The organism is Variovorax sp. GW821-FHT10B04 (assembly GCF_059415645.1).
In genome coordinates, this window is the sequence record NZ_JBWKNQ010000001.1 from 533,639 (window position 1) to 547,382 (window position 13,744).

Annotated in this window: 11 protein-coding genes; 3 read left to right on the plus strand and 8 right to left on the minus strand. The window is 66.6% G+C overall.

Going from position 1 to position 13,744, the window contains the following annotated elements; translation table 11 throughout:
• Positions 1 to 6 precede the first annotated feature (6 nt).
• The 4 genes from AC07PZ_RS02570 to AC07PZ_RS02585 all read right to left on the minus strand — a co-directional run bounded on the left by AC07PZ_RS02570 (position 7) and on the right by AC07PZ_RS02585 (position 6,114).
• The gene (locus tag AC07PZ_RS02570; protein ID WP_495293437.1) at positions 7 to 1,572 is read right to left on the minus strand and encodes a long-chain-fatty-acid--CoA ligase; all 1,566 of its coding nucleotides are present in this window, start codon (positions 1,570 to 1,572) and stop codon (positions 7 to 9) included.
• A gap of 57 nt (positions 1,573 to 1,629) precedes the next feature.
• Positions 1,630 to 2,814, minus strand: a complete 1,185-nt coding sequence (locus AC07PZ_RS02575) for an acetyl-CoA C-acyltransferase (RefSeq protein ID WP_495293438.1) — start codon at positions 2,812 to 2,814, stop codon at positions 1,630 to 1,632.
• A gap of 55 nt (positions 2,815 to 2,869) precedes the next feature.
• A complete protein-coding gene (locus AC07PZ_RS02580; RefSeq protein WP_495293439.1) occupies positions 2,870 to 4,984 on the minus strand; it encodes a 3-hydroxyacyl-CoA dehydrogenase NAD-binding domain-containing protein in 2,115 nt (704 codons plus the stop codon).
• Between the two features lie 89 nt (positions 4,985 to 5,073).
• Entirely contained in the window at positions 5,074 to 6,114 is a 1,041-nt protein-coding gene (locus AC07PZ_RS02585; protein WP_495293440.1) for a zinc-binding dehydrogenase, read from the minus strand.
• Positions 6,115 to 6,310: 196 nt separating this feature from the next.
• Between AC07PZ_RS02585 and AC07PZ_RS02590 the strand changes: the two genes are divergently transcribed.
• A complete protein-coding gene (locus AC07PZ_RS02590; protein ID WP_495293441.1) occupies positions 6,311 to 7,084 on the plus strand; it encodes an SDR family oxidoreductase in 774 nt (257 codons plus the stop codon).
• Between the two features lie 181 nt (positions 7,085 to 7,265).
• On the opposite strand, the gene AC07PZ_RS02595 is transcribed toward AC07PZ_RS02590, so the two are convergent.
• Together AC07PZ_RS02595 and AC07PZ_RS02600 are read right to left on the minus strand one after the other, a co-directional pair.
• On the minus strand, positions 7,266 to 7,709 hold the full coding sequence (locus AC07PZ_RS02595; RefSeq protein ID WP_495293442.1) for a response regulator: 444 nt from the start codon (positions 7,707 to 7,709) through the stop codon (positions 7,266 to 7,268).
• Positions 7,710 to 7,725: 16 nt separating this feature from the next.
• Positions 7,726 to 9,114 carry an RAD55 family ATPase gene (locus tag AC07PZ_RS02600; RefSeq protein ID WP_495293443.1) on the minus strand — a complete coding sequence of 463 codons (1,389 nt, stop codon included), beginning with the start codon at positions 9,112 to 9,114 and terminating at the stop codon, positions 7,726 to 7,728.
• Between the two features lie 233 nt (positions 9,115 to 9,347).
• On the opposite strand from AC07PZ_RS02600, the gene AC07PZ_RS02605 reads away from it, so the two are divergent.
• Both AC07PZ_RS02605 and AC07PZ_RS02610 read left to right on the plus strand, forming a co-directional pair.
• Positions 9,348 to 10,154 carry an alpha/beta fold hydrolase gene (locus AC07PZ_RS02605; RefSeq protein ID WP_495293943.1) on the plus strand — a complete coding sequence of 269 codons (807 nt, stop codon included), beginning with the start codon at positions 9,348 to 9,350 and terminating at the stop codon, positions 10,152 to 10,154.
• Between the two features lie 6 nt (positions 10,155 to 10,160).
• Positions 10,161 to 11,288 carry a PAS domain-containing sensor histidine kinase gene (locus AC07PZ_RS02610; protein ID WP_495293444.1) on the plus strand — a complete coding sequence of 376 codons (1,128 nt, stop codon included), beginning with the start codon at positions 10,161 to 10,163 and terminating at the stop codon, positions 11,286 to 11,288.
• A gap of 76 nt (positions 11,289 to 11,364) precedes the next feature.
• Here AC07PZ_RS02610 and AC07PZ_RS02615 read toward each other — a convergent pair whose 3' ends face one another.
• Both AC07PZ_RS02615 and AC07PZ_RS02620 read right to left on the minus strand, forming a co-directional pair.
• A complete protein-coding gene (locus AC07PZ_RS02615; protein WP_495293445.1) occupies positions 11,365 to 11,607 on the minus strand; it encodes a hypothetical protein in 243 nt (80 codons plus the stop codon).
• A 271-nt stretch (positions 11,608 to 11,878) separates the two neighbouring features.
• A complete protein-coding gene (locus AC07PZ_RS02620) occupies positions 11,879 to 13,723 on the minus strand; it encodes an AMP-dependent synthetase/ligase (protein ID WP_495293446.1) in 1,845 nt (614 codons plus the stop codon).
• Between the last annotated feature and the right edge of the window lie 21 nt (positions 13,724 to 13,744).

Genomic DNA, 13,744 nt, shown 5'->3' on the forward strand with positions numbered 1-13,744 from the left:
GCGGCGCTAGCCCACCGCGCGCTTCTGGCCCTTCCAGTAGGGCTCGCGCAGGACGCGCTTCAACACCTTGCCGCTCGGGTTGCGCGGCAGCGCATCGACGATGTCGATGGTCTTCGGGCACTTGTAATGCGCGAGGTTCTCGCGCATGAAATCGATGATGTCGCACGCATCCGCCGCTGCGCCCTGGCGCAGCACGACGCAGGCCTTGACCGCCTCGCCCCAGGTCGCGTCCGGCACGCCGATGACGGCGCCGTCCGCCACGGCGGGATGGCGCATCAGCACGTTCTCCACCTCGGCGGGATAGATGTTCTCGCCACCCGAGACGATCATGTCCTTGATGCGGTCGTTGATGTAGAGATAGCCGTCCTTCAGGTAGCCGCCGTCGCCGGAGCGGAACCATCCGCCATTGCCGTTGCGCCCTTCCGGGTAAGCGGCGGCCGTGGCCTGCGGGCTGCGCCAGTACTCCTTCAGGTTGCGGTCGGACTCGATCCAGATTTCGCCGACCTCGCCGTCCGGCAGGTCCTGCATGCCGATCGGGTCGACGATGCGCAGCCGGCCGCCGCCGATCGGGCGGCCTGCGGAGCGCAGCAGTTCGGCATCGCCCGCACGGTGGTCGTCCGGAAACAGGAAGGTCGCGGGCCCCGACACCTCGGTGAGCCCGTACACCTGCAGGAAGTCGCAGCGGAAGACATCGAAGGCCTGCTGCAGCACCGTCTCGCTCACCGGCGAGCCGCCATAGGCCATCAGCTGCAGCGTGCCGAAGTCGAAGGACTTCGCTTCGGGCACCTGCAGCATGAAGAGGATCATGGCCGGCACCACGAAGGTGTGGGTGATGCCATGTTGCCCGATGGCCTGCAGGTAGCCCCGCGGGTCGAACTCGGCATAGGCCGAGGTCTGTCCGCCCGTGTACAGCGTGAGCAGCAGCATCGTCATGCCCGCGACGTGGAACACCGGCAGCGGGTTGCCCAGCACGTGCCGGCTGTCGAACTTCCATTCCTTCGACACCACGCGCGACGTGGACAGCAGCCCCGCGTGCGACAGCACGATGCCCTTGGGCAGGCCGGTGGTGCCCGACGAATACAGCTGCAGCGCCGCGTCGTGCGTGTCGGCCGCCACCGGCTCGCAGGTGTCTGCGAAGCCGGCATACCACTGCGCCAGCGATGGCACCGCGCCGCTCGCTTCGCCGGTGCACACCAGCGTCTTCACGCCCGGCATGTCCGCCTTCTGCACCGCCGGCAGGAACTCGGCATCGGCCATGAGGAACGGCGCCTCGCCGTTGTTGACGATGTACTCGATCTCCTTGGCCGACAGCCGCCAGTTGACCGGCATGCACACCGCGCCGAGCTTGCATGCGGCCAGCGTCACGAGGATGCATTCGATGTGCTGCTTGGTCAGCACCGCGACGCGCGTGTCGCGCACGACGCCGGCCCGGGCCAGCGCGTTGGCGATGCGGTTGGTATGCGCCTCGACGTCGCGAAAGCTGAGCCGCCGCTCGCCATTGCGGTAGGCGATCTCGTCCGGCCGCGCCGCCAGCTGCCGCTTCAGGCCGTCGATGAGGGTGAGGTCTTCCATCTGCTTGTCTCCGTCTCTTGTTCTCTTCTTCTCGTTCTTCCTCGGCGCCAGGGTGGTTCAGGCCACTTCGAACAGCGCCGCCGCGCCCATGCCGCCGCCGACGCACATCGTGGCGACCACGTACTTCACGCCGCGGCGCTTGCCCTCGATCAGCGCATGGCCCACCACGCGTGCGCCCGTCATGCCGTACGGGTGGCCGATCGAGATGCCGCCGCCGTTCACGTTGTATTTCTCGGGGTCGATGCCCAGGTGGTCGCGGCAATACAGCACCTGGCACGCGAACGCCTCGTTGAGCTCCCACAGGCCGATGTCGTCCACCTTCAGCCCGTGGCGCTTCAGCAGCTTCGGGATCGCGTAGATCGGCCCGATGCCCATCTCTTCCGGCGCGCAGCCGGCGACGGCCATGCCGCGGTAGACGCCCAATGGCGCCAGGCCGCGGCGCTCGGCCAGTCCGCGCGCCATCACCACGCAGGCGGACGCACCGTCGGACAGCTGGCTGGCGTTGCCCGCCGTCACCACGCCACCCTCGATCACGGGCTTGAGCGACGCGAGCCCTTCCAGCGTCGTCTCGGGCCGGTTGCCTTCATCGCGGTCGAGCGTCACCTCGCGGTACGAGACCGCCTTGGTCGCCTTGTCGACCACCGCCATCGTGGTGGTGAACGGAACGATCTCCGCGTCGAAGCGGCCGGCCGCCTGCGCCGCCGCGGTGCGCTGCTGCGACACCAGCGAATAGCGGTCCTGCGCGTCGCGCGAGATGCCGTACTTCTTCGCGACGAACTCGGCCGTCTGCAGCATCGGCATGTAGGCGTTGGGTGCGTGCTCGATGACGCGCGGGTCCTTCTCCTTCGCGACCCAGGCCATGTAGGCGTCCTGCACGGCGGAGATGTTGTCGTGCCCGCCGGCCACCACGATGTCCATGCCGTCGACCATCACCTGCTTGGCCGCCGTGGCGATCGCCATCAGGCCGGACGCGCACTGCCGGTCCATCGTCTGGCCCGACACGGTCGCGGGCAGCCCGGCCGCCAGCACCGCGTTGCGCGCCAGATTCATGCCGGCCGTCCCGCCGGTCAGCACGCAGCCGATGACGGCGTCCTCGATCTCGGCGCCGTCCACCTTGGCGCGCTGCACCGCATGCGAGATGGCATGGGCCAGCATCGACGGCGACTTCGTGTGGTTCAGCGCACCCTTGTAGGCGCGGCCGATGCCGGTGCGCGCGGTGGAGACGATGACGGCTTCTTTCATGGGGGTTCTTTCGCAGAGTGCTTCGGGTGCGGATTGCATGAATCGCGGATGCGGTTCAGGCGGCCTTCCAGTCGGAGATGCGCTGGCCGTCACGCGCCAGCGCGGCCAGCAGCGGCGACACCGTCCAGTAACCGAACGCGTCGCCGCGCGTGCGGCCGTAATGCGCGAGCCGCTCGACGATGCGGGCGAGCCCGATGCCGTCGGCCATCCACAAGGGGCCGCCCTTGTGATCGGGAAAGCCGTAGCCGGCGGTCCAGACGATGTCGATGTCGCCCGGCCGGTAGGCGATGCCCTCCTCCAGGATCTTCGCGCCCTCGTTGATCAGCGGGTACAGCAGGCGCTCGACGATCTCCTGCGCACCGATGTCGCTGCGCCGCACGATGCCGTGCCGTTGCGCCATCTCGCCGGCGATGCGCGCGGTCTCGGGATCGTCGACCGGCTTGCGGCCTTCGTAGCGGTAGTAGCCTGCGCCGGTCTTCTGGCCGAAGCGGCCCAGCTCGAACATCCGGCGCACCACGGCGCGGTAGCTGTCGTCCGGCGGCAGCCCGCCGGCCTTGCCGTATTCGATGACGGTCTTGGCACCGACGTCGATGCCGGCCATGTCCAGCATGCGGCACGGCCCCATCGCCATGCCGAGCGCCTCGACGGCGCCGTCGATCTGCGACGGGCTGGCGCCTTCCATCATCAGGAACTCGGCCTCGCGCATGTACACCTCGGCCATGCGGTTGCCGATGAAGCCGTAGCAGACGCCCGACACCACCGCCACCTTGCCGATGGTGCGGGCCAGCTGCATCACGGTGGCCAGCACGTCCGGCGCGGTCTGCGCGCCGCGCACCACCTCAAGCAGGCGCATCACGTTGGCCGGGCTGAAGAAGTGCATGCCGACGACGTCCGCCGGGCGGCCGGTGGCGGCGGCCAGCACGTCGACATCGAGCGTCGATGTGTTGGTCGCGATGATCGCGCCCGGCCGGCAGACCTGGCCGAGCCGCGCGCAGACCTGCTTCTTCAGGTCCATGTTCTCGAACACGGCCTCGATGACCAGGTCGCAGTCGCCGAGGGCCGCGTCGTCCAGCGTGCCGCGCAGCAGCGCCATGCGCTGTTCGACCTGCGCCGCGGTCATGCGGCCCTTGGCGGCGCTGGCCTCGTAGTTCGAGCGGATCAGCCCGAGGCCGCGGTCGAGCGCCGCCTGCGTGGCCTCGACCAGCACGGTCGGGATACCGACGTTCGCGAAGTTCATCGCAATGCCGCCGCCCATCGTGCCCGCACCCAGGATGCCGACGGTGCGCACCGGGCGCAGCGCCACGTCACGGCCCAGACCGGGGATCTTCGCGGCCTGCCGCTCCGCGAAGAACAGGTGGCGCATGCCGCGCGATTCCGGCGACACGCGCAGTTCCTCGAAGAGCCGCGCCTCGGCCGCCTCGCCTTCGGCGAAGGGCAGCGTCGCCGCGGCCTGCACCGCGAGGATGATGTTGCGCGCCGACGGGTGAAAGGGATTGCGCAGCGCCGCTTCCGCCAGTGCCTTGACGAAGAAGTCGGCGGGCAGCCCCTCGTCGGGCACCTGGCGCTCGCTGGCGCGCCGCGTGCCGGCGCCGCTTTCGAGCCGTTGCCGCAGGAAGGCCAGGCCCACGTCGAGCGGCGCGCCGTCGCGCACGTCGTCGACGATGCCGGCGGCGCGCGCGGCGTCGGCGCCGATGCTGCGGCCGGTGGAGATCAGGTCGAGCGCCAGCTTGACGCCCGCGACGCGCGGCAGCCGCTGGGTGCCCAGCGAGCCGGGCAGGATGCCGAGCTTGACTTCGGGCAGGCCCAGCTTCGTGGACGGCAACGCCACCCGCCAGTGGCAGGCCAGCGCGAGCTCGAGCCCGCCGCCGAGCACGGTGCCGTGCAATGCCGCAGCCACCGGGCGGTCCAGCGATTCGATCCGCCCCAGCGTGCCGTTGAAGAGCGACGCCGAGAAATTCGGGTCGTCGAAGGAGTTGATGTCGCCGCCCGCGACGAAGGTCCGCCCGGCGCTGTGCACGAGCAGCGCCTTGTACGAGCGATCGGCCTCGAAGGCCTCCACCGCGGCGGCCAGCCCGGCCACCACGTCGGGCGACAGGGCATTCACCGGCGGGTTCGAGATGGTCAGCACCGCGATGTCGCCGTGCCGGTCGAGAGAGACGATTTCAGTCATTGGAAAGACGCTTGAACGCGTGCTGCGAGGTGATCGGGGGAGGCTAGCAAAGGGGTATCGGACTCTCTTGCGTCAAGTCGCTGATCGGTTCAGGACAGACCCGGCCGCACCAGCAGCTTGATCTGCGTGGTCGGACGGCGCAGCGCCTCGAAGGCGGCCGGCAGCGCGTCCAGGCCCACGGTGTCCGTCACCATCGGCGCCGGGTCGACGCTGCCTGCGTCCAGCAGGTCCAGCACGCGGCGCCAGTCGGGCTTGCCGTAGCCCATCACGAACTGCAGGCTGATTTCCTTGGCCATCGCGCGCTGCGGCAGCACCCGGTCTTCGGTCGGGCACACGCCGACCACCACCACGCGGCCGCGCGGCCTGGACAGGTCGACGCACTGCTGGATCAGGCCGGCGGCGCCGACGCATTCGAAGATCACGTCGGGCGCGCCGCCCGTCGCCTTCGCGAAGGCTTCGCCCACGTCGCCCGCTGCGGGATCGATGGCCGCGGTCGCACCGAAGCGCGCCGCGGTCTCGCGCCGGCCCGGGGCGAACTCGCTGACCACGACGTGCGTCGCGCCGGCCTGCCGCGAGAAGGCGCTGACGGCCAGCCCGATCGGGCCGCCGCCGATCACGAGGACGCGGTCCGCCAGCCCCACCCGGCCCGACTGCACCGCGTGGAGGCCGACGGCCAGCGGCTCGATCAGTGCGCCTTCGCGGTCGCCGACCTGCCCCGGCAAGCGCAGCGCCTGCCCGACCGGTACTTTCACGTATTCCGCCAGGGCGCCGGGCCGGCTCGGGCTGAAGCCGGTCAGGCGGTTGTTCGGGCAGATCATCCCCAGCCCGTCGCGGCATTCGCGGTGGCCGTCGGCCATGCAGCTGCTGCAGGCATTGTTCGGCAAGGCGGTCACGCGCTCGCCGACCTTCCAGCCGGCCGCGCCGCTGTCGACGACTTCGCCGGCGAACTCATGGCCCAGCACGGTGCCGCTCTTGACGGTGAACAGGCCGGGGTGCGTGGCGTGCAGGTCCGACCCGCACACGCCGCAGTAGAAGACGCGCAGCACCAGTTCGCCGGGACCGGCCTGCGGGAGCGGAAGGTCCTCGATGGACAGGGGTTGGTCGACCCCTCGGAAAACGGCTGCTTTCATGGTGGAGTTTCCTGCCTCGGATTCACGTGGTGTGCCGCTGCATGGCGGCGTTGCGCGAAGGCTAGTGGCGTCGCCGCCGCTTTGCTTGCGCGCAGTCGCTGTCGTGCGCGGCAGCCGTTCGACGCAAGACGCGACATCCGCCGCGGGCTAGCCTGCGCCTTGCAGCGCAACGGGCACCCAGCGCAGGAGATCGCTCATGGAGTTGAAGAACAAGGTCGTCGTGGTCACCGGCGGCGCCAGCGGCATCGGGCTGGCGATGGGCGCCCGCTTCGTGGCGGAGGGCGCACGCGCCGTGGTGCTGGCCGACCGCGACGTCGAGCGCGCCCATGCGGAGGCGGCGCGGATCGGCGCGCATGCCATGGCACTCGACGTCACGGCGGACGGCGCTGTCGCGGCACTGGTCGACCAGGTCGAGGCCCGGCACGGGCCGATCGACCTGTTCTGCTCGAACGCCGGCATCACCGCGATCGGCGGGCCCGAGCTTCCGGACGCGGATTGGGCACGGGTGATGGACGTCAACCTCATGGCGCATGTGCGCGCGGCGCGGGCGCTGCTGCCGCGCATGCTGGCGCGCGGCCACGGCTACTTGCTGCAGACCGCATCCGCAGCGGGGCTGTTGTCGCAGTTCGATGCGCCCTACGCGGTGAGCAAGCACGCAGCGGTGGCTTTTGCGGAGTGGCTGTCGATTACCTATGGAGATCGCGGCATTCGCGTCAGCTGCCTGTGCCCGGGGGCGGTTGATACGCCGCTGCTGAGGTCTGAATCAAGCGCGCGGCAGGCGGTGCTGGGGCAAGGGCTGATCGGTGCAGATGCGGTGGCGGCCACGGTCGTCGAGGCGATCGCCGAGGAGCGCTTCCTGATCATGACGCACGGCTTCGTGCAGGAGCAGTTGCGCCGCAAGGTGGAAGACCCGGAGCGCTGGCTGCGCGGCATGCGCCGGCTGTGGGGGCAGGCGATCACGCCGTGCTGAAAGGCCGGGCCAGTCCGAGCAACCCGGCGCGCCGAGGCGTTCTGCTCACCAGCAGCACACTCAGCAGATAGGCTGCTGTCGGGGTGGCCCCGGGCGATCTGCGTTCAGCGGACGGTCGGTACTCGCAAAATCTCGGTGAGGCCTACCCGTTGTATCCGATGGCGCAAAGGGCTTTGATGCGTCATTCATCTGGCGGGAGTTGAATGCCTTTCAGAAGCTGACGCAGGGGATCACCAACTCTTTCATTGCCAGGCGGAGGTGGCCGTCCACTATCGACCAGGCGTTCGACAACTGAAAGCATTGTGTCGAGATTGAACGGCTTCACCAGGAAAGCGTCGAAGTTGGGAAACGCTTTCCTGACAACGTCCTGGCTGGTCGCACTCATGAAGACAAAGGGAATGTGGCACAGCGCGGGATCCTGACGCACCGCCTCACCCAGCTCAGCGCCGTTCATGACCGGCATCATGAAATCCGAAAGGATCAAGGCAGGCTTCTCACCCTCCAGAAGCTCCAAGGCGATCTTGCCGTTGGATGCCGCAGCGACGCGATAACCCTCTGCTTCCAAAAGGAGCTGAAGTACTTCGGCATTGCCGTATTCGTCCTCGACAATCATCACCAATTTCATCGGGACGCACTTTCATCTAATCGGTTGAAAACTCGTCGGACTCGAGCGAAGGGATATGAACGTTGACGACCGCTTGCGTCGCACGACCGCCTCGCACCTTTTCGATGGCAAGGTTGCGTATCCCGACGGACATGCCTCTCGGCGACGCTGCTTCGAAAGTGAAGGCGTTGTCGAACCAGCCGACCACGCCTTCCGCCAAGGAGGTTCCGGCAGCAATCGCCAGCGCGGATGGGTCGACAGTGAACAACGACGTCACGCCTCGTGCCCTCAGCTCCAAAAGAAGCCGGCCAAGGAAACGGTAGCCTCGTTCGGGAAACGCCAAGGTGTCCGCCAGTCCGGCCAACCCGTCGACGACCAAGCGACGAACCTTCATTTCATCAACAAGCCTCAGAAGCTTGTGACCCATCTCGTCCATCGATTCGTCCTCTTGGCCCAGGTTTTTGATTGTCAAGACACCCGCATCGACCGCCTCACCCAACCCTATCTCCAGCATCGAACTCGTTCTCCGCAGGTCCGAGGCCAGCTCGGTGCACGAAAGTAGAAGACCTCGGGCTTCCGACGTCGACGCTGCCGCGAATGCAAGTGCAAAGGTCGTCTTTCCCGAGCCACTGTGACCGATCAACACCGAGCCACCACCCGAGAGGAGCCCTCCGCCTTGTAGGACGAAATCCAACGCAGCCAGCCCGGTGGTGACCGCTTCGGTACCCAGCTTCACGTTCGCGTTTCTCAACGGCAAACTTTCAAGCCGCGGAAAGAACTGCAGTCCCTGGTTCGATATGCAGAAGGTGTGCTGGCCACGGATGATCTGGCTGCCGCGAAACTTCCTGACCTGCATGCGGCGCTCGGCACGCCAGTGGAAGCCGTGGTCTTCGAAGGAGAAGATTCCATCGACCATGGTCTGTTCGGCGCTCAGCGCATTGCCGGTGCCACTCGTCAGCACGAGACAGGTGCACGACATCGCGCTCACCAAGCTCTGCAACTCGTGCACGAATTGACGAACGGAATCGTTGGCCCTCGACGCCAGGCTTTCAACGACCAGGCCATCGATGACCAGCAGCGACGCGCGATGGCGCATGAGCTCGCCTCTCAACAGCTCCACCACGGCGCGTAAGCCACCCTGCTCCAGCTCGCGGTAGCCGCTCACGTAAAAGACCTTCGCGTTGACCTCTTGGTGGTCAAAGAAAATCTGCTCTTCCATGTGCTGCAGCATGCGGGCGTGCGATTCGGCCAGCATGGTCACGTAGAGCGTGCGCGTCTCGCGCCGTGCCAGTGTGTAGGCAATCTGATTGGCCAGGGTGGTCTTTCCGACGCCAGGAGGGCCTTCGAAGATGTAGACGCCCCCCTCGAACAAACCACCGTTGAGTATCTCGTCCAGACCTTCGACGAGTGTGGGTAGTCTTTTCATTCTTCGTGAGCGGATGTGAGGGTAGATTTGGAACGCGGCGCCGACAAGAAGCCGAGCGGAAACCACAGTCGCCAGCCAACCGATTTTAGGTGCCGGCGCCCTGCCGCCGCCCGGCAGAGCGCTGCGAGACGGCCTCATGACGTGCTCCAGATGGCCGAACGGGCAGAATGGCTGCCTTCCGGCGTTACACCGCCGCCATTTCTCTTTGTTTTCGGGCTTGTCCGACCCTTTTGATGAACATCCGTCAGCGCAACAACGTCCGGACCCAGGGCTGCGGCTCAGCGACGATGATCTTTGCGCACGGATTCGGCTGCGACCAGAACATGTGGCGTTTCATGGCGCCGCACTTTGCCGATCGCTACCGCGTGGTGACCTTCGACCTGGTCGGAGCGGGCAATTCCGATCAGGGCGCCTACGAGATATCGAAATACGCGAGCCTGCAGGGCTATGCCGACGACCTCCTGGAGATCGCGCGCGAGTTCGCGCCGGGTCCGGTGTTTTTCGTCGGTCATTCGGTGAGCGCCATGATTGGCATGCTGGCCGACCTGCAGGCACCGGGCACCTTCGCGGCCCACGTGATGATCGGCCCCTCGCCCTGTTACATCAACGACGGCGATTACGTCGGCGGCTTCACGCGCGAAGACATCGACTCGCTGCTGGACACGCTGGAAAGCAACTACCTCGGCTGGGCCGGCAGCATGGCTCCCGCGATCATGGGCGCACCCGAGCGTCCTGAACTTGGCGAAGAACTCATGGCCAGTTTCTGCCGCACCGACCCGGACATCGCCAAGCGGTTCGCCAAGGCGACCTTTCTGTCGGACAACCGCAAGGATGTGGCCAGGCTCCAGACACCCGCGCTGGTGATCCAGTCATCGGAAGATTTGATCGCCCCCGTCGCCGTGGGTGAGTACATGCACAGGACCTTGCCACACAGCACGCTGCGCATCGTCGAAAACACGGGCCATTGCCCGCACTTGAGTGCGCCGGGTGCGAGCTGCGATGCGGTCGACGAGTTCCTGCGCTCGCTCGGCCAGCGCTAGGCAGCGATGACCCCATCCCTGCCAGACGCGAACGTCCTTTTCGACGAGGCGCCCTGCGGCCTGCTTGTGACCGGACTGGACGGCACCATCCTCAAGGTCAACACGACCTTCTGCACGTGGGTCGGAATGCCTCGCGAAGACCTTGTGGGCGCGAAGCGCATACAGGACCTGTTCACCGTGGGTGGGCGCATCTTCCACCAGACCCACTGGGTACCGACCCTGCAGATGCAAGGCTCGCTCGCAGAGGTGAAGTTCGACGTGCGCCATAGCGACGGACACACCGTGCCGATGATCCTCAACGCTCACCGCCGCAAACGCGCGGAAGGCGATTTCGACGAGATCGCCGCGTACGTGGCGGAAGATCGCAGCCGCTACGAACGCGAGTTGATGAACGCACGCAACAAGGCCGACAGCTTGCTCGCGGCTGAGTTCGACGCACAGAACCTGCTCAGGGACCGCGCACTGTTCGCCGAGCAGATGGTGGGCATCGTGAGCCATGACCTGCGCAATCCGCTGTCGGCGATCCTCATGGGCGTACAACTGCTGGGTCAGGCCGACAACGAGCGTCGCACTCGAGTGCTGGGCCATGTACGCAATTCGGCCGAGCGCGCTCAGCGGCTGATCGAGGAACTGCTTGACTTCACACAGGCGCGGCTCGGCTCCGGGCTCAGCGTGAACCTGCAGCCCATGAACCTTCATCATGTGACCACACGCACGCTTGACGAGCTGAGGCTCGCCTTTCCTGCCCGGGAAATCACCCATGTGTCGCATGGCGAGGGGCCATGCACGGGCGACGACGACAGGCTGGCCCAGCTCATCGGCAACCTGGTGAGCAACGCTGCGACCTACGGCCGCGTCGGCACGCCCATCGTCGTGCGTTCGTCCATCGACGACGGGATGGCCTCGTTGGAGGTCAGCAACGAAGGTGAGGCGATTCCACCGGGCATGCTCGTCAACGTTTTCGAGCCCATGGTGCGCGGCGCCACAGGCAGCAACACGATCCGCAGCGTCGGCCTCGGGCTCTTCATCGTCAAGGAGATCGCCAAGGCGCACGGTGGCGAGATGGCGGTCACGTCCTCGGCGGAACAGGGCACCATTTTCACGTTGCGCTTTCCATCGCACGTTCAGCACTGAGCAGCGGCCCTTGAAGGGCCTGCTGCTGCTGCGCGGCGCCTGACTGATCGCGCACTGGACATCGGCCGACTGCTTTTTATCGCTGGAAGGTCAAGTCCAAACCGAGCTTTCTGCCAAGGACGAAGGTGACGAGCAACAGCCCCAGGAGCGACAGCAAGAACACTGCGGCCACCTTGCCGGCCGCCAGAAGCACCGCGCGCGCCTCTTTCCCTTTTCCTTTCATCCCTTGGTCGTAATGCCACTTGACGGCGAAGCACATGCCCGTGCCGAGCACGAGGACCTTGAACGTCACGAAGACTATAGGGAACCAATCCATCATTTCGGGTATTTCCAGGCTATGACTCGGCACTGTCTCGCGTGTGGAGCGCTGCTCAAAATGCCGCTTCAAGAGCTTCGTTTTTTTGTTCGGTCAGGAGAAGGAAGAAAACGTCAGCAACTGCCGTGCAGGGAGGGAAGTGCCGCACACGCCGAGTCATGCTACTTAAAAACAACTTCCCTGCATTGAGACAAAACGTCCCAGTCGACGCTGCTGCGGGTTAGCTGTTCGGAAGCACTGCGCTTCATCTTCTTGCCCGGCGCTGGAGCCTCTTTCAGGCTGCCCGCTGCTCGTACATCGACTCAATCAACCCCGCGTACTTGCGATTCACCAACGACCGCTTGAGCTTCATCGTCGGCGTGAGCTCCTCGTCCTCGGCGCTCAGCTGCGTCTCGATCAGGCGGAACTGCTTGATCTGTTCGACCCGGGCGAAGCGCCGGTTGATCTTCTCGATCTCCTCGGCGATGAGGCCGACCACCTCGGGGCTGCGCGTCAGCGACCGGTAGTCCGAGAAGGCGACCGAGCGCTCCTGCGCCCACTGCTCGACGTTGTCCTGGTCGATCATCACCAGGCAGCTCAGGTAGGCCCGCCGGTCGCCGATGACCACGGCGTCGGTCACGTAGGGGCTGAACTTCAGCTGGTTCTCCCATTCCGACGGCGTCACGTTCTTTCCGCCGGCCGTGATGATGATGTCCTTCATCCGGTCGGTGATGTAGAAGTAGCCGTCGTCGTCCACGCGCCCGACGTCGCCGGTGCGCAGCCAGCCGTCCTCGAACACCTCGGCCGTCTTCTCGGGCAGGTTGAGGTAGCCCATGAAGACCTGGCCGCCGCGCACCTGCAGTTCGCCCTGCGGCGACAGCCTGACCTCGGAGCCCGGCAGCGGCACGCCGATGCTGCCCGGCCGGCTGCGGCCTCGCGGGTTGCAGGTGGCGGCACCGGTCAGCTCGGTCATGCCCCATAGCTCGTTCAGCTCGATGCCCATTGCCATGTACCAGCGGATCAGGTCGGCCGATATCGGTGCCGCGCCGGTGATGGCCAGCTCGACGCGGCCGAGCCCCATCAGGCTGCGCACGTTGTCCAGCACCAGCTTGCGCGCCAGCCAGTGGCGCACAGCGAGAAGTGCGGGCACCGCCTGGCGCCGCTCGCGCAATGCCCCGACGCGCTCGCCGACCGCCAACGCCCGCGCGTAGGCCCAGCGTTCGAGCCGCGTCGCTTCGCGCATCGCGGTCGACACGCTCGAATAGAGCTTCTCCCAGATGCGGGGCACCGCCATGAAGACGTCGGGCTGGATCTCGCGGATGTTGTCGAAGATCGTCTCGGGGTCTTCGACGAAGTTCAGCACCTGCCCGGCAAGCAGCGCGTAGTACTCGCCGAAGATGCGCTCCGAGACATGGCACAGCGGCAGGAAGGCGGCCCGCTCGCGCAGCGACGTGCGCGGCAGGAACTCGGCCAGCGTGCGGCTCGCCGCCATGACGTTCGCGTGCGAGATCATCGCGCCCTTGGGCCGGCCCGTCGTACCCGAGGTATAGACCAGCACCGCCAGGTCCGCGGCGCCGCGGCTGGCGATGCGTTCGTCGACCAGGTCCGGCTGCGCGGCTTTCTGCGATCGGCCCAGTTCGCGCAGCGCGTCGAGCGACATCACGCGCGCGTCGTCGAGCCGCGCCAGCCCTTCCATGTCGAACACGACGACGTGGCGCACGCCCGGCACGCGATCCTGCACTTCGAGGAACTTGTCGAGCTGCTCCTCGTTCTCGACCACCAGCAGCGTGGAGCCCGAGTCGTTGCAGAGGTATTCGACCTGCGGCGCCGCGTCGGTCGGGTAGATGCCGTTGACCACCGCGCCCGCCGACAGGCCGGCGAGGTCGATCCACAGCCATTCGCGGCAGGTGTTGGACAGCACCGACATCACGTCGCCCGGACGCAGGCCCAGCGCGGCCAGGCCGCGCGTCAGCTCGTCGACGATCACGCCGACCTCCGCGTAGCTGTAGGCGCGCCAGATGCCGAGCTCCTTCTGCCGCAGCATGACCGCGTCGCCGCGCGTCTGCACCGCGTGCCTGAACAGGCGCGGCACGGTGTCGATGTCCGCCGGAACGGATGGGAACGGCGCTGGGATGGCCATGTCGGTCTTCCTGGTCTCAGT

Bases quoted from the DNA above. Each gene is read 5' to 3' on its own strand.
- AC07PZ_RS02570 (WP_495293437.1), bottom strand. From the start codon at position 1,572: ATGGAAGACCTCACCCTCATCGACGGCCTGAAGCGGCAGCTGGCGGCG.
- AC07PZ_RS02575 (WP_495293438.1), bottom strand. From the start codon at position 2,814: ATGAAAGAAGCCGTCATCGTCTCCACCGCGCGCACCGGCATCGGCCGC.
- AC07PZ_RS02580 (WP_495293439.1), bottom strand. From the start codon at position 4,984: ATGACTGAAATCGTCTCTCTCGACCGGCACGGCGACATCGCGGTGCTG.
- AC07PZ_RS02585 (WP_495293440.1), bottom strand. From the start codon at position 6,114: ATGAAAGCAGCCGTTTTCCGAGGGGTCGACCAACCCCTGTCCATCGAG.
- AC07PZ_RS02590 (WP_495293441.1), top strand. From the start codon at position 6,311: ATGGAGTTGAAGAACAAGGTCGTCGTGGTCACCGGCGGCGCCAGCGGC.
- AC07PZ_RS02595 (WP_495293442.1), bottom strand. From the start codon at position 7,709: ATGAAATTGGTGATGATTGTCGAGGACGAATACGGCAATGCCGAAGTA.
- AC07PZ_RS02600 (WP_495293443.1), bottom strand. From the start codon at position 9,114: ATGAAAAGACTACCCACACTCGTCGAAGGTCTGGACGAGATACTCAAC.
- AC07PZ_RS02605 (WP_495293943.1), top strand. From the start codon at position 9,348: ATGAACATCCGTCAGCGCAACAACGTCCGGACCCAGGGCTGCGGCTCA.
- AC07PZ_RS02610 (WP_495293444.1), top strand. From the start codon at position 10,161: ATGACCCCATCCCTGCCAGACGCGAACGTCCTTTTCGACGAGGCGCCC.
- AC07PZ_RS02615 (WP_495293445.1), bottom strand. From the start codon at position 11,607: ATGATGGATTGGTTCCCTATAGTCTTCGTGACGTTCAAGGTCCTCGTG.
- AC07PZ_RS02620 (WP_495293446.1), bottom strand. From the start codon at position 13,723: ATGGCCATCCCAGCGCCGTTCCCATCCGTTCCGGCGGACATCGACACC.